Origin of the sequence: Brevibacillus sp. LEMMJ03, from assembly GCF_007197875.1 — a bacterium.
In the GTDB taxonomy this organism is placed as follows: Bacteria; Bacillota; Bacilli; order Brevibacillales; family Brevibacillaceae; genus Brevibacillus; species Brevibacillus thermoruber.
Window position 1 is genome coordinate 237386 of sequence record NZ_VKJN01000005.1, and the last position, 23433, is coordinate 260818.

The 23433-nt window shown below is 61.0% G+C and carries 19 protein-coding genes and 1 other annotated feature; of the genes, 3 read left to right on the forward strand and 16 right to left on the reverse strand.

Translation table 11 applies throughout. From position 1 onward, the window contains the following. Positions 1-54 precede the first annotated feature (54 nt). Both FOI68_RS09180 and FOI68_RS09185 read left to right on the forward strand, forming a co-directional pair. A complete protein-coding gene (locus FOI68_RS09180; RefSeq protein WP_035300265.1) occupies positions 55-552 on the forward strand; it encodes a cation:proton antiporter regulatory subunit in 498 nt (165 codons plus the stop codon). 2 nt (positions 553-554) lie between these two features. Beyond that, a complete protein-coding gene (locus tag FOI68_RS09185; RefSeq protein WP_143862918.1) occupies positions 555-1784 on the forward strand; it encodes a cation:proton antiporter in 1230 nt (409 codons plus the stop codon). 64 nt (positions 1785-1848) lie between these two features. Here FOI68_RS09185 and FOI68_RS09190 read toward each other — a convergent pair whose 3' ends face one another. From FOI68_RS09190 to FOI68_RS23925, 7 genes are all read right to left on the reverse strand, one after another. After that, positions 1849-2841 (reverse strand): ketoacyl-ACP synthase III, encoded by a 993-nt coding sequence (locus tag FOI68_RS09190; protein ID WP_044899567.1) that lies wholly within the window; start codon positions 2839-2841, stop codon positions 1849-1851. 150 nt (positions 2842-2991) lie between these two features. After that, positions 2992-4374, reverse strand: coding sequence for a UDP-N-acetylmuramate--L-alanine ligase (gene murC, locus FOI68_RS09195; protein WP_143862948.1), 1383 nt, complete (start codon positions 4372-4374; stop codon positions 2992-2994). Between the two features lies 1 nt (position 4375). Beyond that, positions 4376-5746, reverse strand: a complete 1371-nt coding sequence (locus FOI68_RS09200) for a bifunctional folylpolyglutamate synthase/dihydrofolate synthase (RefSeq protein WP_143862919.1) — start codon at positions 5744-5746, stop codon at positions 4376-4378. A 43-nt stretch (positions 5747-5789) separates the two neighbouring features. Next, on the reverse strand, positions 5790-8462 hold the full coding sequence (locus FOI68_RS09205) for a valine--tRNA ligase (RefSeq protein ID WP_143862920.1): 2673 nt from the start codon (positions 8460-8462) through the stop codon (positions 5790-5792). A gap of 38 nt (positions 8463-8500) precedes the next feature. Continuing rightward, positions 8501-8748 (reverse strand) — a binding site (T-box leader). Between the two features lie 65 nt (positions 8749-8813). After that, the gene (locus FOI68_RS09210; protein WP_029097493.1) at positions 8814-9125 is read right to left on the reverse strand and encodes an STAS domain-containing protein; all 312 of its coding nucleotides are present in this window, start codon (positions 9123-9125) and stop codon (positions 8814-8816) included. A gap of 93 nt (positions 9126-9218) precedes the next feature. Next, positions 9219-10457 carry an ATP-binding protein gene (locus FOI68_RS09215; RefSeq protein WP_035300276.1) on the reverse strand — a complete coding sequence of 413 codons (1239 nt, stop codon included), beginning with the start codon at positions 10455-10457 and terminating at the stop codon, positions 9219-9221. After that, the gene (locus FOI68_RS23925) at positions 10454-12559 is read right to left on the reverse strand and encodes a PP2C family protein-serine/threonine phosphatase (RefSeq protein WP_255433414.1); all 2106 of its coding nucleotides are present in this window, start codon (positions 12557-12559) and stop codon (positions 10454-10456) included. The genes FOI68_RS09215 and FOI68_RS23925 overlap by 4 nt, the downstream gene beginning before the upstream one ends. Before the next feature lie 156 nt (positions 12560-12715). Between FOI68_RS23925 and FOI68_RS09225 the strand changes: the two genes are divergently transcribed. Further along, complete coding sequence (locus FOI68_RS09225; RefSeq protein ID WP_029097496.1) at positions 12716-12898, forward strand: hypothetical protein; 183 nt, start codon at positions 12716-12718, stop codon at positions 12896-12898. A 57-nt stretch (positions 12899-12955) separates the two neighbouring features. Here the strand turns inward: FOI68_RS09225 and FOI68_RS09230 are convergent, their stop codons facing one another. From FOI68_RS09230 to FOI68_RS09270, 9 genes are all read right to left on the reverse strand, one after another. After that, the gene (locus FOI68_RS09230) at positions 12956-13951 is read right to left on the reverse strand and encodes a protein kinase family protein (RefSeq protein WP_143862950.1); all 996 of its coding nucleotides are present in this window, start codon (positions 13949-13951) and stop codon (positions 12956-12958) included. Beyond that, positions 13938-14936, reverse strand: coding sequence for an aminoglycoside phosphotransferase family protein (locus tag FOI68_RS09235; protein WP_065068127.1), 999 nt, complete (start codon positions 14934-14936; stop codon positions 13938-13940). The genes FOI68_RS09230 and FOI68_RS09235 overlap by 14 nt, the downstream gene beginning before the upstream one ends. Before the next feature lie 13 nt (positions 14937-14949). Then, positions 14950-16815, reverse strand: a complete 1866-nt coding sequence (locus tag FOI68_RS23930; RefSeq protein ID WP_255433415.1) for a LysM peptidoglycan-binding domain-containing protein — start codon at positions 16813-16815, stop codon at positions 14950-14952. A 131-nt stretch (positions 16816-16946) separates the two neighbouring features. Continuing rightward, positions 16947-17714 (reverse strand): GNAT family N-acetyltransferase, encoded by a 768-nt coding sequence (locus FOI68_RS09245; RefSeq protein ID WP_044899574.1) that lies wholly within the window; start codon positions 17712-17714, stop codon positions 16947-16949. A 132-nt stretch (positions 17715-17846) separates the two neighbouring features. Next, positions 17847-19265 (reverse strand): protoporphyrinogen oxidase, encoded by a 1419-nt coding sequence (hemY, locus tag FOI68_RS09250; protein ID WP_143862921.1) that lies wholly within the window; start codon positions 19263-19265, stop codon positions 17847-17849. Between the two features lie 3 nt (positions 19266-19268). Continuing rightward, positions 19269-20210 (reverse strand): ferrochelatase, encoded by a 942-nt coding sequence (gene hemH / locus FOI68_RS09255; RefSeq protein ID WP_143862922.1) that lies wholly within the window; start codon positions 20208-20210, stop codon positions 19269-19271. Between the two features lie 16 nt (positions 20211-20226). Then, positions 20227-21264, reverse strand: a complete 1038-nt coding sequence (hemE, locus tag FOI68_RS09260) for a uroporphyrinogen decarboxylase (RefSeq protein WP_029097502.1) — start codon at positions 21262-21264, stop codon at positions 20227-20229. A 118-nt stretch (positions 21265-21382) separates the two neighbouring features. Continuing rightward, positions 21383-22222 (reverse strand): DUF4097 family beta strand repeat-containing protein, encoded by an 840-nt coding sequence (locus FOI68_RS09265; protein WP_143862923.1) that lies wholly within the window; start codon positions 22220-22222, stop codon positions 21383-21385. A 1-nt stretch (position 22223) separates the two neighbouring features. Beyond that, a complete protein-coding gene (locus tag FOI68_RS09270; protein WP_143862924.1) occupies positions 22224-22775 on the reverse strand; it encodes an HAAS signaling domain-containing protein in 552 nt (183 codons plus the stop codon). Positions 22776-23433 lie beyond the last annotated feature (658 nt).

Below are 23433 nucleotides of genomic sequence, written 5' to 3' on the forward strand. Positions count from 1 at the left end.
CCCCCTCGTTGAAGACATGGTTGACGTTAGCTCATCTGACAGGAGGCGATTGTTGTGTTCAATATTCGGGAGTGTGACTTGCCTGGTATCGGGCGGAAGTATCAAATCGATACCAGGGGAGGAGACAAGCTGGTGGTCGTCATTCACGACGACGGTCGAAGAGAGCTGTACCACTTTGACAAGGACGACCAGGATGAAAACATCTCCATGGTCACGCTGGATGACGACGAGGCGCGCCAGGTAGCCGGCATTATCGGCGGGATGACCTATAAGCCGAAAGCCCTCGATTCCATTGAAATTGCCCTGGATGAGCTGGTCATCGAATGGTACAAGATCGAACCCGGTTCGATCTGCGTCGGAAAAACGATCGGCGAACTGGACATCCGCCAAAATACAGGGGCGATCGTCATTGCCGTCATTGAAAAGGATCACAAACAGATCATCAGTCCCGGGCCGGAGCAGGTTCTCTCCGCCGGCTCAACCCTGGTGGTTGCCGGGGAAAGAAAGCAGGTGAAGGCGTTAAAAACCACGCTTAGCACGGGAGGTGAATGATATTGGAGCACATCGTGTTTGAGGTTGGCCTGGCCATCGCGTTGATTGCAATCGCCGGCTTCATTTCCATCAGACTCCGCTTTTCCATTGTTCCCTTCTACATTCTGGTCGGCATGGCGGTGGGGCCCCACGCCCCTGATATCGGCCTGTTTGACCTTCGCTTCATTGAGAGTGCTCCGCTCATCGAATTTATGGGCCGGGTAGGCGTGCTGTTCCTGCTGTTCTACCTGGGGCTTGAATTCTCCGTCGGCCGCCTGATCAAAGCAGGGCGCTCGATCGCCGTAGGCGGCACCATCTACATTGCCATCAACTTCACGCTTGGGCTTCTGTTCGGGTGGGCCGCCGGTTTTCCCGCAAAAGAAGTGCTGGTGATTGCCGGCATTACCACCATCTCGTCCAGCGCCATCGTGGCAAAGGTGCTGGTCGACTTGAAACGGACGGCCAATCCGGAAACGGAGATGATCCTCGGCATCATCATGTTTGAGGATATCTTCCTGGCCCTCTACATCTCCATCCTGTCCGGACTGGTGCTGAGCGGGGCCTCATCGATTGCGGGCGTGATTTCTTCCGCATTGATCGCGCTCGGCTACATGCTGCTGTTCATCATCGTGGGACGAAAGGCTGTCCCCTTCCTGAATCGCGCGCTGCAGATCAAATCCAATGAAGTGTTCATGCTCGTCGTGTTTTCCGGCCTCTTTCTGGTCGCCGGCTTCTCCGAGACGATCCACGTCGCAGAGGCGATCGGAGCGCTGCTCGTCGGCCTGGTGCTGGCGGAAACGGAGCATATGAAAAGAATCGAGCACATGATTCTGCCCTTCCGCGACTTTTTTGGCGCCATGTTCTTCTTCAGTTTCGGCTTGACGATCGATCCCTTGGCGCTGAGCGGGGCCGTGTGGCTGTCTATCGCGGCCGTCGTGATCACGCTGATCGGCAACTTTACGGCCGGTCTGCTCGCCGGACGGAGCGCCGGCCTGTCTCCCAAAGCTTCCTCCAACATCGGACTCACCATTGTGTCACGCGGTGAATTCTCCATCATCATGGCGAATCTGGGCAAAGCCGGCGGCCTTCTCGACATCCTCCAGCCGTTTGCCGCCCTTTACGTGTTAATTCTGGCGATTCTGGGACCATTGCTGACGAAGGAATCGAAGCGGATTTACAACCTGCTGAACCGGGTGCTCCCTCTGGATCGGACGCGGCAGAAGAAGCCCGCGGAAAGTTCCGGCCAGCATTGACAGCAGGTGAAGGCGAATAGAAGGAGGCCGCCCGGATGTGTTCCGGGCGGCCTCTTGCGACCGATTACGGCATCCATTTGACCAGCAGACCGGCGTGCACCAGCCCGCCGCCAAAGCCGTAGAGGAGCAGGGTATCCCCGGGCTTCACCTTTCCGTCGCGGATGCCCATCGAAAGCGCCAGCGGAATGGTGGCCGCCGAAGTATTCCCGTAGTACTCCATACTGTACAGCGTCTTCTCCAGCGGAAATCCGCTTTTTTCGCAGATGGACTCGATCATCCGCAGATTGGCGCTGTGGGGAATGAACCAATCCACGTCCCGCAGCGTGAGTCCTGCCCGCTCCACCACCTCCGCCATGCCTTTGGGAACCGTGGTGACCGCCCATTTGTACACTTCCCGGCCGTTTTGCACGATACAGCCGTTTCCTGCCAGTTCCGCCTCGCCCATTCGCCGCGACAACCCCGTGCGGTAGAGATGAATGCCTCCTTCGCCTTTTGTCCCCAGATGGGCGGCGAGGAATCCCGGGTTTTGCTCATCCCGCTCCACCAGCACCGCCCCGGCGCCGTCGCCGAACAGGATGCAGGTGGTCCGGTCCGTGTAGTCGGTTACCTTGGACAGGGTTTCCGCCGCCACGACCAGCACTTTTCGATGCAGACCCGCGCTGATCATGCCGTTGGCCATGTGCAGGGCATAGGCAAACCCGGCGCAGGTGGCATTCACATCCAGCGCTCCCGCCTGCCCGATTCCAAAGCGGGCTTGAATCCGGCTGGCGACGCTGGGAAAGGGGTAGTCCGGCGTGGTCGTGGAGACGAGAATGAGGTCGACATCCGCCACCGTTTTCCCATACGACCTGATCATGTCCTCAACGGCGGCAATCGCCAAATCGCTGGTGAACTGGTCTTCATCGGCGATCCGCCGCTCCCGTATGCCGGTGCGCTGCACGATCCACTCATCCGACGTGTCCACCATCTTTTCCAGGTCAAAGTTGGTCAGCACACGCGCCGGCACGTAGGTGCCAATGGCCGTGATGCGTGCTTTCGATGCCGTTTCCATACTCATGTTTCCTCACCTCGCTCGTATTGTACTCCCTATTATAACACCAAGTATTATCACCTGGTACTAAGTTATGCACTTCTCCTGCAGGGGCCCCCGCAAAAAAACGCCCGGACCGTCGTCGTCCGGGCGTTTTTCGCCAGCATGTGCATGCCGCTACTTGACCAGTTTTTCCACCAGCCAGTAGGCGGATTTCCAAATGTCGCCGGCGCCCATGGTCAAGACCATGTCGCCTGGCCGCAGCGCGTTGACCAGATGCTCCTGCACCTGCTCTTTCGTCGGGATGTACTGCGCGCGCGGGTGGCTGTTGGTGCGGATCTTTTCCACCAGCGCTTCGGCGGTCACCCCTTCGATTTTGGCCTCGCCTGCCGGGGAGTAGATGTCGGTGACGATCACCTCGTCCGCTTCTTTGAACGCCCGGCTGAACTCATCCATGAGAAAATACGTGCGGGTGTATCGCTGCGGCTGAAAGACGGCGATCACGCGCCTGCCCGACGCCCGGGCGCCGTTCAGCGTGGCGATGATCTCCGTCGGATGGTGGGCGTAGTCGTCCACCACGAGAATGTCACGCGCCTCTCCGATAATCTGGAACCGCCGTTTCGCCCCTCTGAACGAGGCCAGCGCCTCCGCAATCTCGGCGAAGTTCAGCCCGGCTTCCAGGCAGACGATGATGGCCGCCAGCGCGTTGGCGACGTTGTGCTTGCCCGGTACGTGAAGCGTCAGCTCACCGAGCAGCGTCCCGCGGCGGTACACCTCGCAGTGGGTGCGGCGGTCGCCGCAGACGATCGACCGTGCGCTGAACTCCGCCTGATCCGCAAACGACGGGTGGATGGCGTACGTGATGACGGTCTCGGATACGGCTGCCATCATCTCCCGGACATGCGGATCGTCCAGGCACAGGATCGCTTTTCCGCCCGGTTTCAAGTGACTGAGGAACTGCGCGTACGCCCGCTTCAGATTGTTGAAATCGCCGCCAAAATGTTCCAGGTGGTCGGGCTCGATGTTGGTGACGATTTCGTACACGGGCCGGTACTCCAGAAAGGAACCGTCGCTCTCGTCCGCTTCCGCGACGACGAAATCGCTTTTGCCCGCTTTCGCGTTGGTTCCCGCGTTCAGCAGTTCTCCGCCGATGATAAACGTCGGGTCCACCCCGCACTCTTCCAGAACGTGGGCGATCATCGAAGTCGTCGTCGTCTTGCCGTGCGCGCCCGCAACGGCCACGCCCGTCCGCTCGTTGAGAATGCGGGCCAGCATCTGGGAGCGGTGCAGCACGGGAATGCCTCTCGCCTGCGCCGCGACGACTTCCGGGTTATCCTTTGGAATACTGGTGGAATATACGACCAGATCGCTGCCTTCGACATGTTTGGCGTCGTGGCCGATATGCACGACGGCTCCCCGTTCCACCAGTTTTTTGGCCAGGTCGTTCATTGCGACATCTGAGCCGGTTACCTTGTAGCCAAGGTCGATCAAGACGCGGGCGATGGCACTCATGCCATATCCGCCAATGCCCACAAAGTGGACGCGTTGGGCCTGATCCACCCTATTCACCTGCCTCTTCTACTGTAGTGGGAAAGAAAGCGCGAACTTGGGCGATGAAGTAGAGCGAACCGCAGACAACCAACCAATCGTCGCCGTTTGTCCTCCGGCTGTCCTTCACCCAAGAAGAAAGAAACGCTTGCCAGTCGGAAACGGACTCGAGGCTTTCCGCCTGCCATCCTCCCGAGCAAAACGCATCGTACAACTGCCGGCTCCCGGCGGCGCGAGGAAAGTCAAACGTCGCAAGGTGAATGGTCTTCACACGCCCTTGCAGCGGTTTGAGCGCCTCCGCCATCCGAGCGAGCGGCTTATCCGCCAGTCCGGCAAACAGCAGGTGCAGCCGGGTGTCGGCCGTCACCAACCGCTCCAGACTGCTCACGAGCGCTTCTATTCCCTCCCGGTTGTGTGCCCCGTCCAACACGACCATCGGTCTTGACGAGACGACTTCTAGACGTCCTGGCCAGCGCGTTTGTTGCAGACCGCGGGCAATTTCTTCGTCTTCCAGCAAAAAGGAGAAGAAGTTGCGCAGCACGTCGATCGTCATCAGGGCAACGGCGGCGTTTTCCGCCTGATGGGGGCCGTTCATGGCCAGCCGGTAATCGGCCTCGTGCCGGCGGTGCAGGCTGCGGTAGCGGATGAGCTGCTCGCCCATCCGCTCCTCCTGCTGCTCAACGTCAAAGTGATGACCGATTGTGTACAGCGTGCTGCGTGTTTTCTCGGCGTGTTCCCGGAAAACGGCGAGCACCTCCGGCCGCCGTTCGCCGGTAACCACGGGCACACCCGGTTTGATGATCCCCGCTTTTTCCCGGGCAATCTCCTCCAGGGTGTCTCCGAGGACATCCGTGTGATCCATGCCGATGTTGGTAATGACGGAAACGAGCGGATAGACGACGTTGGTGGAGTCGAGCCGTCCCCCCAATCCCGCTTCCCACACGACAACGGCGGGTCTGGCAATCTTGGCGAAGTAGAGGATGGCGATCAGGGTGATCACCTCAAACTCCGTGGGCGAACCGTAGGCCGTTTCCGCCGCGCAGCGCTCCACGAGCGGCTTCACTTCGTTGGCCACCGCCACCAGGTCATCCTCCGGAATCATGACGCCGTTGAACCGAATCCGCTCGCGAAAATCGAGCAGATACGGAGAGGTGAACGTGCCCACGCTGTAACCGGCTTCCAGCAGCATCTGCGTCAAATAGGCGCAGGTGGAGCCTTTCCCGTTCGTGCCGGCAACGTGGACAAACGCCAGCCTGCGCTCGGGATGATCCAGTTCCTCCAGCATCCACCGCATCCTCTCCAGGCCCGGCTTCTGCCCGAATCTCAGCAGCCCGTGCAGCCAGTCAAGCGTTTCTCTGTATCCTTCCAAACGGTTTTCGTTCATACCGCATTGCTCCATTCTCAAAAATATGCGAAAGGACGGCGGTTCATTCGCCTTTCAGTTCCGCCAGGCGGGCAATCACTTTGTCCCGCTTCTCCATGTAATCGGCCAGTTTGGCCTTTTCTTCGTCGATCACTTTTGCCGGGGCTTTGGCCATGAAGCCCGGGTTGTTCAGCTTGTTCTCGATCCGCTCCACTTCCTTGTGCAGCGTCGCCAGCTCTTTTTCCAGGCGCTTGATCTCCTGGTCGAGATCGATGAGGCCGGACAGCGGCAGGAACAGTTCAGCGCCCGTCACTACGGCGGACATCGCCTTGTCCGGCGTCGCCAACTGCTCGCTGATCTCCAGGCGTTCGGGATTGCAGAAGCGGACGATGTACTCTTCGCCCCGCTTCAGGCGTTCCAGCGCAACGGCGTCGCCCGGTTTGATCAAGAGCTCGATCTTTTTGGACATCGGCACGTTGACCTCGGCGCGGATGTTGCGCACGCTGCGGATTACTTCCATGAGCAGGTTCATCTCCGCCTCGGCGTCCGGGAAGATCCACTGTTCGTTGACGGTCGGCCACGCCGCCACCGTGATGCTCTCGCCCTGGTGCGGCAGCGCCTGCCAGATTTCCTCGGTGATGAACGGCATGTACGGATGCAGGAGGCGCAGCGTCTGATCCAGCACGGTGACGAGCACGGACTGGGTCGTCTTCTTCGCCGCCTCGTCGCTGCCGTAGAGCGGCAGTTTGGCCATCTCGATGTACCAGTCGCAGAGATCGTCCCAGATGAAGTTGTACAGCACCCGGCCCGCTTCGCCAAACTCAAACGCGTCCATCAGACGGGTCACGTCGGCGATGGTGGCCTGCAGACGGGAGAGGATCCACTTGTCCGGCGTGGACAGCTCGCCAGTCAGATCGATGTCCTCGTAGCGGAAGCCGGCCATGTTCATCAGGGCAAAGCGGGAGGCGTTCCAGATCTTGTTGGCGAAGTTGCGGTTCGCCTCCACTTTCTCCCAGTAGAAGCGCTGGTCGTTGCCCGGCGAGTTGCCCGTCGCCAGCGTGAAGCGGAGCGCGTCGGCCCCGTATTTTTCGATGACTTCCATCGGGTCGACGCCGTTGCCCAGCGACTTGGACATCTTGCGCCCTTCGGAGTCGCGGATGATGCCGTGGATCAGCACGGTCTCAAACGGATTTTGCCCGGTAAACTCCAGGCCGCTGAAAATCATCCGGGCGACCCAGAAGAAGATGATGTCATAGCCGGTGACCAGCACGTTGGTCGGATAGAAGTACTTCATGTCCTCGGTCTCTTCCGGCCAGCCCAGCGTGGAGAACGGCCAGAGAGCGGACGAGAACCAGGTGTCGAGCACGTCCGGATCCTGCTCCAGCGTGTGGCTGTGGCAGTGCGGGCACTCGGTCACATCGTCGCGGGACACGATCGTCTCGCCGCAGTCCTGACAGTACCAGGCCGGAATCCGGTGACCCCACCAGAGCTGGCGGGAAATGCACCAGTCGCGGATGTTTTCGATCCAGCGCAGGTAGTTGGTCTTGAAGCGTTCCGGCACGAATTTGACGCTGTTCTCGCTGTACGCGTTGGCGACGGCGGCGTCGGCCAGCGGCTGCATCTTGACGAACCACTGCGTCGACAGGTACGGCTCCACGACGGCGTCGCTCCGCTCGCTGTGGCCCACCTGGTGGATGTGCTCCTCGATCTTGAACATGACACCCTGCTCGGTCAGGTCCTTGATGATCTGCTTGCGGCACTCGAAGCGGTCGAGTCCCTGATAGCGGCCGGCGTTTTCGTTCATCGTGCCGGTTTCGTCCATGACCACGATCTGCGGCAGGTTGTGTCGCAGGCCGATCTCAAAGTCGTTCGGATCGTGGGCCGGCGTGATTTTCACGGCGCCGGAACCAAATGCGGGGTCGACGTAGTCGTCGGCCACGATCGGAATTTCCCGGCCGACGATCGGCAGGATCACCGTTTTGCCGATCAGGTGCTTGTATCGTTCGTCATCCGGATGAACGGCGACGGCGGTATCGCCCAGCATCGTCTCCGGACGGGTGGTCGCCACTTCGATGTAGCCGCTGCCGTCAGCCAGCGGGTAGCGCATGTGGTGCAGTGCGCCCTTCACCTCTTTGTAGATTACCTCGATGTCGGAGAGGGCCGTGCGGGCGACCGGGTCCCAGTTGATGATGCGGTTGCCGCGGTAGATCAGGCCTTTTTCGTAGAGGCGGACGAACACCTCGCGAACCGCCCGGGAGAGCCCTTCGTCCATGGTGAAGCGCTCGCGCGAATAGTCCAGCGCCAGCCCCAGCTTTTCCCACTGGTCGCGGATGTGTTGGGCGTAGATGTGCTTCCACTCCCAGACTTTCTCCAGAAACTTCTCCCGTCCCAGATCGTGGCGGGATATGCCCTGTTCGCGCAGGTTGGCCTCCACGCGGGCCTGGGTGGCGATCCCGGCGTGGTCCATCCCCGGCAGGAACAGCGTGCTGTAGCCCTGCATCCGTTTGGCGCGGGTGATGATGTCCTGCAGGGTCGTGTCCAGGGCGTGCCCCAGGTGAAGCTTGCCCGTCACGTTCGGCGGCGGGATGACGATCGTGAACGGGCGTTTGTCCGGATCACGCTCCGCCTTGAAAAACTGCTTTTCGATCCAGTACGGATACCATTTGCTTTCCGCCGCCTTCGGATCGTAGTTCTTCGGCAGCAGATGGTCGATGTCTTGCGTCGGTTGTGTCGACATAGCACAGCCTCCTTCGGAAAATAAAAAAAGCCTTTCATCCAAAGGACGAAAGGATTGTTTCGCGGTACCACCTTTGTTAACGCACGACCTCCCGGAAAACAGGCGGGGACGTGCGTTCCCTCTGACACATAACGGCTGTTGACCGGTTTCGGCTAAGCGGCGCCGCTTCACCGAAACAACTCCCGGGCGACCTTCGGCCATTCCCTGCCTTAGAGAATCTCGCAGCAGATGATTCTCCCTCTCTGCCAAGGCGTCCTGGCCTACTCTTCCCGTTCATCGCTTGTTCACTGTGGCGTTGTTGATCCTACGTTATTATATACAAACTGCGCACGGCCCGTCAAACCCGGCCTCCTACGCTTTTTTGACGCCAATGCCGAGCGCCTCCGCAAACCCCAGCAGTTCCAGGATGTCCAAAATCTCTTCCCGCACGTTGACAATTTCCACTTGTTTGCCCGCCGCAAGCAGGTCCTTGGTGGTGAAAAACAGGCTGCAGATCCCCGATGAATCGACAAACGTCACGTCACGAAAATCAACCGTCACCTGTTGATTCCGCTCCCCGTATTCGCGCAGCAGCCGCCCCACTTTGTCCCCTACGGCCATGTCCAGTTCTCCGGCGAAAAACAGCGCGGCCTGTCCGTCCGCTTCCATTGCCCGGTATTCCATGCGCAAACTCCTCTCCTTGATTTTCTCATCACGTCAACGGTACTGACGGCTCCTCTGCTTACATTGTTACCCTTCTGTCCATTTTCCAAACATTCACACAGGTTGGACGCGGCACTCCAAGACCAGTTTCGTGCCCGCCGGCGAGCTGCCGATCAAGAGCCGGTCGCAGCACCGCAGCATGACGTGAAACCCGACTCCCAGCGATTCGCGGGTGGAATAGCCCTGGATCAGCGTCGCCCGCGGCAGTTCTTCGAGGTCGATGCCGCCCCCCTGGTCATGGACGACGGCGCGGCACACATCCCCATTCGCCCGGTAGAGGGTGACCGTTCCGCCGCTGCCGTGCTTCAGCGTATTGCTGGCCGCTTCGTTCAGCGCCACGATGTACTGCATGAGCCGCTTGTCCGCCATTCCGAGCGGCTCCAGCACCCGTCTGCACTCGCGCCGCAGCCTGCCCAAATCCTCCGGAGCCCGCACGTCAATGGCGGCCAGCATCTGCCCCTCCCTGATCAGCGCAAACAGTTCCTCGTCGGTCAAAAGGACCAGCTTGTCGCCGGTCACCGCCGCCAGCACCTGCTTGTACAAGTCCCACTCTTTTTTCTGCCGCCGCCGCTCCTCGGCGATGGCCGCCGTGATGTCGATCAGGGCGAGGCCGCACGTCCGGTCCGGCAGGGGAGACGCGTACAGCTCGTAGACACGGCTCCCGTCCGGCGCCACCACCTGTTCCCTGAGCGCGGCTCCGCCGTCCGCCGCCCGTGCCGCCAGGCGGCGCATCTCCCGCTCCAGCGGCTCGTCCACCCGAGCCGTCCCGAGCGGCCGCAGGTGGCCGTCTTCCACCAGGTAGAGGTAGATCGCCTCCAACTGGCGCAGGATGGAGAGCTTCTGCAGTTCCTGCTTGATCATCCGGCTCCGCTCGTCGTCCCGCTCCCGCATGCTTTTCAACAGCGCGGCCGGGTCCAGCTCCCCGCTCAGATGCCAACTGTGAAACTCCTCCAGGAGCAGCCGCTCCAGCACCTCGTCCCGGCGCAGCACCTTTTCAATATCCAGCACGTAATACGGCACGTTGCGGATCCCCTGGACCACGCTGCCGATAATCCGGAAGTCGGCGGCCAGTTCCACCTCGATCCGGCCCTGCAGCGGCTGCCCGGGACAGTACAGCCCCACTGCCGTCCGGCTGACCGCGCGCAGCTCCGCGACGGCCTCCACGCCGTCCGCCAAAAGCGTCAGACGAACCTGCCGGGGCGGCAGCACCTTTTGCGCCGAGCGACCCGCCCGCAGTTCGTTCAGGCAGTTGCGGCAGGCGGGATCGTCGGGACACCGCTCACACAGTATCATGCTCCTTCCCCCTCTTTCTTCGCAGCCGATTGAAACTGAAGGATCAACAAGGATATGTCATCCGTTTGCTGCCCGGCCCGGGTCAGTTCCCAGACGCGCTTTTCCACCAGGGCGATGCGGTCTTCGGGCGATGTCCGGCATTCGTCCCACAGCGCGGACAATTCCCGGCGCCACTTGTCGGGATAGCGGTTCGAATCGTGCTGCTTCAGGTCCGGCAGGCCGTCGGTGTAGACGAGCAGCATGCCGTCTTCGGCAATCGGCATTTCCTCCCGGACGTAGCGGCTGTCGGGCGACATCCCCAGGCCCAAGCCCCCGGCGCAGGGGAGCAGGCCGACCCTGCTCGCCGACAGGTAAACCGGCTGGGGATGGCCCGCCCGGCTGAGAAAGAGCTTGTGGGCAACCGCGTCGTACACCGCGATCAGCATCGTGATGAACGAGCGCGTTTTGCTCAAATCCGCATACAGCAGTTTGTTCAGCCTGTCGAGAATCAGATCGGGCTCCCAGCACGTCTGGATCACGGCCCGCAGCGCGCTGCGAATGCCGTTGGCCATCAGGCTGGCCGGCAGGCCGTGTCCCGATGCGTCCGCCACGACAAAGCAGGTGTAGCGCTGGTCAATCCGGACGTAATCCACGTAATCCCCGCCCACGTAGGCAACCGGCAGATAGACCGCTTTTGCCTGCAGGCGCGGCAGCACCATCCGTTCCTCGGGGATCAGCAGCAGTTGAATTCTCCGCGCCAGCTCCATCTCCTGCTCCATCAGGCGCAGTTCAAGCGACTGGTTTTCGTGCAGACAGCGCAGGACCAGCCCCCGCACGTTGACCGCGAGCAGTTGGAAAAAGGGGTGCTCCATCTCCCTCTCGTCCGCCTCTTCGGCCGCAGTCTTGGCCAGCACCACCACGTAGCGGGGCGCAAGCGGCGAATCCCGCTGTTCGTCGACGACGATCTGCTCCGCCACCGTATGCCGAATGTGCGGATGGTCCGGATTGCCCCGGACGCTCTCGTAATAGACGACGCCATCCGCCGACTCCAGCGACAGCCGCAGGTACAAAAGCGTGCCCATTTTGACGTACCAGGCGTCCACCAGTTCCTCGATCACCTGCTGCAGGTTTTCGTAGCTCACTTCCCTCATGCTTTGCTCGTTGCTGACAATCAGGAGCTGTTCGTAGCGCTGCTTCAACTGCAGAAGCTGCGCCATCTGGGCGTTTTTCCGCCGAATCTGCTCCAGCTGCTCCGCAAACTTCCGCTCCAGGCTGCCCACATGCCAAAAGGCACGTCCCATCAAGATCCGGTTGGCCCGGATCGTCAGCGCCAGCCTCGCCAGCGCGACCAGAGCCCCCAGGCCCATGCCGATCAGACTGAGGCGCGGAATGCCGGCGACGGTTACGGCTGCGACCACGGTTCCCGCCAGCAGCACCGCCACCATGGCGGCATCATGGAGAGAAAATGTCAGCCTTTCGTACGAATGGGTGCAGTCGTCGCTCGCCAGCGACCGTTCACGGCCGCGCTCACGCCGCTGGTGCGACCGGCAGAGAAATCCGAGCGAAGCCGCCCCCGCTCCGAACAGCAGAGCCGGAGGCAAAAAGGGCACCGCCGCCGCCAAAGCCGTGAACAGCAGGGTGGCCGCAAGCAGGCGCTGCCGTTCCTCTCGGGCCGCATCCGCCATCCGCCGATTGGCGAGAGCCAGGGAGACGGTCGGGAGCAGCAGCAGGAACCCGCTTTGCAGCGCCATCTGGGCGGCCAAGTGGCGGGCCATGTCCGGCATGAGCAGCAGGCAGACGGCAGATGTGCCCAACATGGCGCACAGCGTCATCGCGTCCAGCACCGTCTTCCACCGCTCGTGGCAGAGGAACGGGGCAAACAAGGCGTGCAGCGCCAGCAGAAAAAGGAGCGAAAAGCACAAGCACAAGGACAGGCTGATCATCCGGACCCACGCGGCCGGGATGAAAGCCAGCAGGTGGCCGGCTCCCCAGGCGATCAGTCCCCATCCCTGCAAAAACGCAGCGTCATCCCAACGCTTTACGCCAGCCGGCCGGCGGGACAAGCACACCATATATGCGCCCGCGCCCGTGCCCAGCGTGTAAAGCAGAGCTTCCCAGATCATCGCGGATCCCCTTTTTTCGCAAACCTATCAGACTTTTTTCATTTTACCTTCCCGCTCTCTCCCGCGTCCAAACCTGTTTTTCGCCCGGCAGGCGGCGCGTTTGGCGCAAGGCACTGGCCGTATGCTTTCCGCATATGCTGAAACGAGGTGATTCCGATGAACAGCCGCTGGAAATACCACCCCGCCTATCTGCGGATCAAGTACGGCTGCAAGCAGATTCTGCTGCCGCTGATCGTCTTTCAGTTCATCCGCACGGTGATCGTTCCCACATCGTTTGACGTCGTCCTGCTGGCCATCCTGGCGCTCTTGTACGTGGCCATTTCCCTCGGCTGGCTGTAGGCGGCTGGAAGACAGCCGGGCAAAAAAACAACGCCCCACACGGTGAGACGCTGCTTGTTAAAAGGCCTGCTGGATCCAGCGGTTGAGCCGCATCAGCCGGTCCATGTCTTTTTCCAGCCGCTTGACGGCGTACAGCTCGCTCCAATCCCGCGTGCCGCCGTAGTAAATCTCGACATCCCGCATCACCCTCTCCGGGTAGGTGAGGAAGACGGCGAGCAAGTCGATTTCTTCCGGCCGGAGCGGAAAGATGTTGGCGTAGTGATGAAACAGTTGGCTCGCTCCCGCCTCGTCGCCCGCCTGGTGAAAATAGGCACGGTAGAACAGGGTCAGGTCACGGGTGGGCGTGTCAAAGAGGGCGCGGTCAAAGTTCAGCAGCTTCCCCTTTCCCGAACGGTCGGGCATGATGTGGGCCGGATGGGGGAAGCCGTGGATGAGGGACAAGCGGAAATGGGCGTGCGTCTGGTGCCGTTCCCGCCACTCCCGGAGACGGGCGATCGCCGTCTTTGCCAGCTCGGACAGGTACGCCTGATTGGCCAGAAAGACCACGTCAAACGGCGACGGATACAGGCGCTCACGGGCCAGATCGGCCGCCTTCTCCGCATGTGCCAGCAGATGCTGCCAGCGGTTCAGGAGAGAGTCGATCAGCGGCTCCACCTTCCGGGGATCGTCAAACCGGAAGTTTTGCGTCAAATGGTGCAGCTCGGCCAATCGCTCCACGGTCGGCGTCGCCCAGGCCAGCGGCTGATCCGCCCACTGTTCGCCTCCGGGCAGCCAGGCGGTCAGGTAATACGTGGTCTCTCCCTGCCGGACGTAAGGCTCGTCGTATTTCGTGTAAAAATACGGCACGGCTCCGTCCCATCCCCGCTGCTGCAGATGGCGCAATACGCCGCTGACGAGCAGCAGCTTCTGCGAAGAGATCCGCGTCCGCTTGCAGACAAACGATCCGTAAGGGGTCAACGCCTTGTACACGTTGGGGGGTTTCAGCACATCGACGGTCTGGGCGTACATGTCGTATTCACGAAACAGCGGAAAAATATCGTCAAAGCGGCTCATGCGCCGACTCACCCCTTGCTCCCTCGGCCCGCTCAGCCACGCGCCGCAGCAAACCGTCGACGGCTTGTTGTCGGACAAGGGCCTGCTCGATCTCCGCAGCCGAGGCCCCTTCCGGCTGACCATCATCCCCCACGTAGATTTCCATTTGTTTCCACAATTCCAGAGGCGACGCCAGAAACGCCAGCATCAGCGTGTAGTCGCCGTAACTGAGCGGTTTTGCCTCCTCGTATCCGTCGAGAAAGGCATCTACTTGATCTTCGTCTTCGTGCGTCAGGTACAGATCCCGCAAAAAGACGGCCACATCCCGCTGCTGAACGGACAGCGTCGGCTGGAAAAAGCCGCGCAGGTAAAGCTTGCCGTTGATCATGCCCCAGTTGTCCCGGTGCAGCTCGCCGTGCGAGACGGACAGCGCGGCCGGCTCGATCCGCGTGCTGGCCAAAAGGTCGGCGCTGCGCTGCAAACGCTGGAGCACAAGGGGAAACAATTCGGCCACCCGCCGCCGTTCCCCCTCCGCCCGCTTGTACTTGGCACGCACCGCTTCCCACAATTCCCGTGCCCGCCTCGACTCGGCCACTGCCTGAAGCTGTTCCTGGCGCCAGAAGTCGACGGCGGGAAACAGGCCGCTCTCCCGCTGGGCCGCGTGCATCATGCCGACGATCCGGCCGCATTGGCGGACGGTCTCGTGATCCGTCGGCACCGGTTCGATGTGGCGCAGATGGTCCGTCAGGGTAATGCCGCGGCTGGCCGTCACCAGATACGGTTTGGCATCCCGCGTGCGGATGAACCGTTCCAGTTCGCGAAACCCCTGCCGGGCCATCCTCTCCCGCCAGGCAAACGACCAGCGCATCACGTCCACACGCGGCCAAATGCGCAGTTCCTTGGTGCCCCGGTTCGTCTCCAGCAGATAGCAGTCCTCCAGCGGCGTCATGTGGATTACCCTCGCCCGATAGCGCCGACAAATCTCGGAAAGGTCGATTTTCTCCACGGTTCCCCGCTCCTCACACTGGAATGTACAAAATTTGCCCCTCCACAACCTGGTCCGCGTTCAACTTGTTCACTTCCAGGATCCGGGAGATGGGCAGGGAGTACCGCTGGGAAATGGACTCCAGCGTATCGTTGCGCTGAATGATGCACAGTTTCATCTGGCTGTACCGCTCCTGTTTGCTGCGGATGAACGAGGTGAGGTTGTGCATCGCTTCCAGCGTCGTACTGTCCGGCTCGAACGCGGCCGCCCTGCGGGAAGAACTGGAGGACGACTCGGCGCTTTCGGCCGCCTGCGCTTCCTGCTGGGCGCGGCTCGCCTGGGAAAAGATGGACGTCAGGTTCAGTTTCTCCCCTTCTTCCTTGGTCGGCTTGCCGGAGATGGCCACACGCACCTCCCGCTCCTCTTCCTCCTGGGGAGCAGCCTGCGCTTCCAGAACGTCCGGCTCCGCCTGCGCTTCGACGATGTCTGTCTCTTCCGCCTCCGCCTTGGCCTCGACCATTCCCGTTTCTTCCGCCTTTGCACCGGCCTCGACCACTCCCGTCTCTTCCGCCTTCGCTCCGGCCTCGACCACTCCCGTCTCTTCCGCCTTCGCTCCGGCCTCGACCACTCCCGTCTCTTCCGCCTTCGCTCCGGCCTCGACCACTCCCGTTTCTTCCGCCTTCGCTCCGGCCTCGACAATTCCCGATTCGTCCGCTTCGGTCTTGGCGATTCCCGTTTCTTTCACCTCTGCTTGGGCCTCAACGCCGCCCGTTTCTTTCACCTCCGCCTCTTTCGAGGATGCGAATCCGGAGGCAGCGGGATCAGGGGCGCTCTCCCGCCTGCTTGACTCCTCCCGTGCGGACGCGCGGGTCACCTCGTCCCAGGGGAGAATCTGCTCAAACGACGTCGAGCGGTATTCGTCAGCCTCCAAAGCCGGCTGATCCCATGCGTCGGTCACGTCACCGTACACCGATGGGGCGGTCACATCACCGTACACCGTGTGGTCGGTCACATCGCCAAAATCCGTCCGGGAAGAGGGCAGGGGCGACGCAGGCCGGTCAAACATCGCCGCGAACTCCGGCGGCTCTCCTGCCTCCGCATGAGGCTCCCGCTCCATCTCCCTCTCCAGTTCGGACAGCCTCTGTTCGAGCTCTTCCAGCGAAGCTGGATGCGCCACGCGATCCCACTGGTCCGAGCTGATCGAGTCGGACCGCCACTCTTCCGCCGCGCGGCTCTCCGGAACCACGTCCGGATGCATGTCCGAATCCGTCTCCATCTGCACGTCCGCACGCACGGACAAGTCCGCTTCCGCCGTGTCGCGCTCCGGCCGCATCGCCGGTTCGACCTGCGGGGCGGATGCCCAGTCCGGATCTGTCTCCAGGGCGGCGTCATTTGCCGATTCCGCTGCCGAGTCGGGCTGCAGGGCGGATCGTTGAGCCTGCTCGGCCAACTGGATGCCGGCGATTTTCAGTTCCGCTTCGATCAGTAGTTGATGGGGCGTTTCCACCTGGCAATCAAAGCCGTCTACGACCGCGTAAATGTCCCCCAGTTCGGCAATGCGGCTGACGGGGATCGTGATGTTGAGGGGAATCCGGTGATTCACTTCCGCTTCCCAACCGAACAGCCCTCCGCTGTTTCCCGCCTGCGGAAACGGAGCGAACGTCACCGCCTCCACCAGGGTTTCCGCTCCGCCTTCGGTGGGCTCCGAGGCGCCCCTGGCCGGCTCGTATGTTCCGTACAACTGCAGGCAGCCTGTTATGGAGATGAAGGACTGGTTTTCCAGCACCTCAATATCAGGGACCAATTCCAGCTCTTTCAATTCGCCAATCCCGGCGCGATCCGCGGAGAGGAAAATGGTTTCCTTGATGGCGAACGAAAGCAGCCCATCCTGTATCGCCATTCGTGCTCCTCCTTTCAAGTGCAGGACATTTCCCTATACTATATGGACAGGACGAGCCGTTTAGCACTGCAAAATGGGAGGAACACAAAAGAAGCGATAGCCGTGCGGCGGAGGGACGGGCCGTGCGCCGCCTAGCAGGTCGTCGGCCTGATGCGGTAATGATGGCCGGAAACAGGCACGAAGCCGAGTTTCTTGTAGATGCTGACGGCCGCCGCGTTCTCTTTGACGACCTGGAGGTACAAGCCGCTGGCGCCATGGTCGCGGGCCCACCCGGCAAGCGATCCGACGAGCTGGACGCCGATGCCCCTTCGCCGGTGAGCGGGCGCAACCACAATGTTGCAGAGAGACGCCCACCCCCGCTCCACCACGACGGTGCCGAGCCCTACGGTTTCCCCGTTTTCACAGATCCTGGCGAACGCCTTTTCCGGCCTGATCGCCGAAAAGATGTGCGTGTACGCACGATGACGTGCGGGCGCAAAATGCTCGAAACGGATGAAGTCCCGGATCCATTCGTCATCCGCTTCACCGGCAAACCGGCAGGTAAAGCGGCTGTCAAAATCCACGCGCTCGATGCAGTCGGACATCTTCGCGGTCATCACATAGCATTCATCCACTTTTTCGTATCCCCTCGCCGCCAGCATGCCGTCCAGTTCCGCCGGAGAGGCGTCGCTTACGCAAAAGCAGGCGGGAAGCGAACGGCGCTGATAAAAGTCTTCAACGACCGTCATCCAATCGTCGCATGCCGGAAACGGCCCCACCGCAAACACGCTGTTGGCCCGTTTCGTCGTCCCGAAGGTTGCGCGAAGCCGCCACTTTCCCAGCGTCTGCTGCTCATGGGCAGGCCAGGCATTGGCCGCCAGTTCTTCCAGCAGCGCTGTCAACCGCACGTCGCTTTCCATGAAACCCCTTCCTCCTCGATGTCTGTGATTTCCAATACTTCCATTATCGAATGGGCACGACAAAAACACAAGCATTATGTCAGGTTTTTTGACATATATATGACGTCTCGGGTACAGAAAAAAACCGGGGTGTCAGTTCCCCGGTTTTTGAGTCAAGTGGTCCAGCAGTTCGCGAATCGCCCGTTTCCCCTGGTCAATGCAGTCGGGCACTCCGACTCCGCCGTACGAGGCGCCGGCCAGCCGAACCGCGGGAAGCGCCGCGCCCACTTTGGCGGTCACGTCGCGCAGCCACTGCTGATGGCCGACCATGTACGGAAGTCCCCTGTTCCAGCGGGTGACCCGGTAAAATTCCGGCGTGTCGCCGACCTTCATGACCCGCCGCAAATCGCGAATGACCACGTCGACGATCTCTTCGTCGGAGCGGTCGACGATCTCCTCGTGGCCCGGCTTGCCGACGTAGCAGCGGACGAGCGCTTTTCCCTCGGGCGTCGTATGGGGCCACTTGCGATGCGTCCAGGTGCAGGCGGTGATGGTGTAGTTGGCCTTGCGCGGCACGACGAAGCCCGTCCCCTCCACATCCAGGGGTACCGCCTCCGCCGGGTAAGCCAGCGCCACCGTGGCCATGATCGTCGGCTTTGCGCCGCTGAGCGGCGGGATGTCGACGTACGGACGCAGCAGTTCTTGTGCCACCGGATGAGGCACGGCCAGCAGCACCGCATCCGTCCGCAGCGTCCGACCGTCGCTCAACTGCAGCACATACCCCTCCGGCCGCTTTTCCATGTGCCGCACTCCGGTATTCTTTTGCACCGCCCCTTCCGGCAGCAGCTGCTCGATCCGCTCCGCCAGCGACTGCAGCCCGCCCTTCAGCGTCATGAACATGCCCGTCGGCTTTTTCGACTGTTCCGGCTTTGCCGGCGGCCGCGCGTTTTTCATCGCCAGGATCAGGCTGCGGTACTTCTGTTCCATTTGCGCATACTGCGGAAACGTGGAGAGCAGGCTCAGCTTGTCGATGTCGCCGCCGTACACGCCGGAGATGAGCGGCTCGATGACGTTTTCGATCACCTCGTCGCCGAGGCGGCGGCGGAAAAAGTGACCCACCGACTGGTCCTCGCCCGGCTTTCCGCCCGGCAGCACCAGATCGGCGGCGGCCCGCAGTTTGCCCAGCGGCGATACCAGCGGCGTCCAGACAAACGGCAGCAGTTTGGTGGGAATGCCCATTACCGCCCCTTCCGGTATGGAAACGAGGCGGTCCTTATGGACGATGTACGCCTGGCCGGCGTGGTTGTGCACAAGCTGATCGCCCAGCCCGACGTCTGCAATCAGTTGGGAGGCGCTGGTTTTGCGCTCCAAAAAGGAGTCCGCCCCCAGCTCGATGGTAAATCCCTGGTGCCGCCACGTCTGGATTTTGCCGCCCAACCGGCCGCTTTCTTCCAGCAGGGCAAAGCGGACCGGAATGCCCTCTTCGCGGCTCCATTTTTGCAGGTAGTAGGCGGCGCTCAGTCCCGTAATGCCGCCGCCCACGATCGTCACATGCAGGTGTTTGTCGCTCATACGCTATTTCCCCAAGTCCGCCAGCTTCTTCCCGACGACATCCGCCAAACAGGCGATAAACGCCGGTCTGGCGTTGGGCATCGGCGGGCGGTAGTAGTTGGCGCCCAGTTCTTCCGTCACCGCTTTGCACTCGATGTCGTTGTCGTAGAGGACTTCCAAATGTTCGGCGACGAAACCGACCGGACAGTAAACAAACGACGTGTAGCCATGTGCCGCGTGCAGCTCTCTGGTCAAGTCCTGCACGTCCGGCCCCAGCCACGGTTCCGGCGTGCTGCCGGCGCTTTGCCACCCCACCGCGTAGTGGGTGACGCCGGCCGCCTCGGCAATCCGTTTGGCCGTATCCTCCAACTGCTGCGGGTACGGGTCGCCCATCTGCAGGATCTTCTCCGGCAGGCTGTGGGCCGAGAAGATGACCACCGCCTTCTCCCGCTCCGCTTCCGGCATGGCGGCAAACGTGTCGCGAATCGCATTCGCCCAGTAATCGATAAAGCCCGGCTCCTCATACCAACTGTCGATGCTGTGGATCACCGGGCCGCCGATGCTCTCCGCATGGGCTTTCGCCCGGCCGTTGTACTCTTTGACGCTGTAGCTGGAGTAGTGGGGGGCAAGCACCAGGCTGATCGCCTCGGCGATGCCGTCGCGGTGCATCGCGTCCACCGCGTCCTCGATAAACGGCGCGATGTGCTTCAAGCCGAGGTAGCCGACAAATTCCACATCGGGGTGACGGCGGTTCATTTCCGCTTCCAGCGCCCGCACCTGCTCGTCCGTAATTTCGGCAAAACGGTTGATCCCGCCGACCGCTTCGTAACGCGCCTTCAGGTCGTTCAGCAGGTCTTCCGGCGGTTTGCGGCCGCGGCGGATATGGGTGTAGTACGGTTCGATTTCGTCCTGGCTGCGCGGCGTTCCGTACGCCATCAGCAGGAGACCCAGTTTACGTTTCGCCATCTGTGAGCACCTCCCGTTACGTGTCCCGGCGGTAACTGTGGATGAATCGGGTCAGTTTCTGCAGCGTTTCCACCTTCGCGTCCGGGAAGACGCCGTGTCCCAGATTGAAGATGTAGCCGGGCTGCCTGGTCCCCTCGTCCAGAATCTCCTTCGCCTTGGCCTCCAGCATCTCCCACGGCGCCAGCAGGAGCGTCGGGTCGAGGTTGCCCTGCAGCGCCTTGGTGACCCCCAGCTCCCGCGCCGTACGGATGGAGGTGCGCCAGTCGAGACCGACCACGTCCACCGGCAGGCGGTCCCACTCCTTCAGCAGGTGGCCGGCGCCTACGCCGAAGTAGATCGTCGGCACGCCCGTTTCTTTCAGCGCGCTGAAGATGCGGTGCATCACCGGCGCAATATAGGCGCGGTAGTCCTCGTCATTGAGCGCGCCCACCCAGGAGTCAAACACCTGCACGGCCTGCGCACCGGCGCCAATCTGCGCCTTCAGGTAGCGGATGGTCATCTCTCCCAGTTTGTCCATCAGCGCCTGCCATGCCTCCGGCTGCGTGTACATGAACGCTTTCGTCTTGTGGTAGTGCTTCGACGGGCCGCCCTCGATGATGTAGCTGGCCAGGGTGAAGGGCGCGCCGCCGAAGCCGATCAGCGGTACGGAGAGCTGCTGGCGCAGGATTTTGATCGCTTCCATAATATACGGCACGTGCGATTCCGGGTCCAGTTCGCCCAGGCGCTGCACGTCGGCAAGCGTTTCGACCGGATTGGCGATGACCGGTCCGACGCCCGACTCGATGTTGACGTCCACCCCGATCGGCTTCAGCGGCGTCATGATATCGGCGAACAAAATGGCGGCATCGACGCCCAACTGCTCAACGGGCAGACGCGTGACTTCCGCACACACTTCCGGTATGTAATTCATCTCGAAGAAGCTGTACTTGGCGCGAATCGCCCGGTACTCCGGCTGATAGCGCCCCGCCTGCCGCATGTACCAGACCGGAACGTGCTCCGTCGGCTCTTTGCGACAGGCTTTCAAAAACGTATCGTTAAACGGTTTTGCGCTCATGAACAAACCTCTCTTTGTACAAAGAATGATCCTCTCTCATGATACCATCCACCATTCGACAAATCCCGCCTCTTTTGTGTCAAAATCGTTATCGTTTCATAGTGTTTCCAAAAAGTTCCTACCGGATGCGAATGTCCCCGGTCGCGGTGCGAACGAGGATGCGCGGACCGCCGGCGCCGCTCGATCCGTCCAGCCTGTGATCCGTCTGTTCGCTGTAGGAAAGCCCGGGCCAGTCGGCTTCCACGTCACCCGTGTCGGATTTCAGGTCGAGCCGGACTGCCGCCTTCTTCTCCACGTTGATCTCCACGTCTCCCGTATCGGTCGTGATGTCGACATTTCCGCCCAGTTCCGTCAGCACCAGATCTTCCACGTTGCCGGTGTCGCTTTCGATGCTGACTTCGCCGCGGATGCCGGCCAGGTCCATGTCACCCGTGTCGGTGCTCACCGCCAGCCGGTCTCCCTCCAATCCGTTCAGCTCCACGTCACCGGTGCTGGATTGGATCGTCACGCGCTTGGCCTGCAGGCCGCCGGCGCGGATGTCTCCCGTCGCGGTGGTGACCTGCATGTCCTGATAGGCGGCGGCGGGAATGGTCACCTGCAGTTCCATTCGGGTACGGGGCGTGAAGAAAAAGCTGATCCGATCCGGCTCCACCACAGTGACCCGGAGGATGCCGTCAGGGGTTACCTCCGTCTGCAGCGTCGGCTTGCGCTCTGCGGGCGCCTCCCCGACCAGCCGGACGCTGATCGATGTCTCCCGGGCGGCGGCGAGGACGACATCCGCCGTCTCCGTCTTCAGGTCGATGCCTTTCACCTGCTGCGCGATCGTACGCTGCTCGTCGATCGTCTGCATGTCAAAATGGAAGTGCTCCCCCTGCTGAAACTGCCAGACCAGCCCTCCCACTCCCACAAGAAAGGCGAGAAAGAAAAAGCCGAACAGTCGGTTGGTGACGCGATTCATCTCACTTCCCCCTAATCATGCGCAGATTGAAATGCAGGTAGCGCAAAAATTGCCGGTACAGCCAGCCGGTCAGCCGGAACAGCCCGATCGCCATCATGCCGCCCAGCCCAAACGACGCGATGCCGGCAAACACCATGATGGAGCGCTGATCGGACGTTTCGGGGATGACGAATGGAAACAGCAGGCCGACCGGTGCGATCAAGAGTGCCAGGGAAGCGGCGTAGAGGCCGATCAACACGCCGATGATCGCGAGAAACGGCCCGAGGACAAAGACGAGGTTGAAGAAGCCGAGGCTGACGGTCGCGATTACCGCCCGCGTTATGTTGCCGATGGACGCGTCGGACTGCGCCTGGTGAATCCGGTAGCCGGCCAGAATCTCCCGTGCGAGCAGCCTGGGACTGCCCAGCGCTTCGGCGATCTCCTGCTCGCTTTTTCCGTTCTTCACGCCGTTCAAAAAGTGCTGCGTGTAGTCGGCCAGGATGTCCAGCCGCTCCTTGTCCGGAAGCTCGCGCAGCAAGCTGTCCAGCTCATTCATAAACTCACGTCTCGTCATATCCGATCCCTCCTGGATAATCCGGTTGACCCCGTAGGCCAACAAGCGCCGCTCCAAAAATGAAAGACGCCAGATTTCACGTGGTTGAAAACGCTGATCTGACGGTCTTTTGACATGCGGGATTCCCAATCACAGGAAAACAGGCGTATCCGTACATTTCCAAACAAACACAGTAGATGAAACTGTTGTATTTTACCATACGTATACCAGTAAAACAACAGGCGCTTACCCTCTTCAAACGTGAAGACATCGGGAGGGCTTCGATGAAAAAACGATATGCACTTGGGCTCATTTGCTCCTGTCTGATGATCATCTTTGCAATCGTGATTTTTCTTCTCAAGATTGTTCCCACAAGAACCATTGGCTTGCTAACGTTCCTCACTTTTACAGCGAACATGTTGGCGGGAATCAGTTTCCTTGTCCATTTTCTCACGCTGATGCGAAAAAAGTAGACAGCATGGAGGGAAAGTGCGTCAACGCAGCGTTTTTTGTTTAGGAACCCCGACGGGCGATTGCCGGGAAAGCCTCGCGTTTGGACGTTTGTTCAGAAAACGGCCTGGACCCCCGTTTACCCGAAAATTGAATCATGATGCGAAATGGGTTTCGCGCATCGTGACAATGTGCTTCATCATCACTGCGTCTCTCTGCAGCTGCAGAA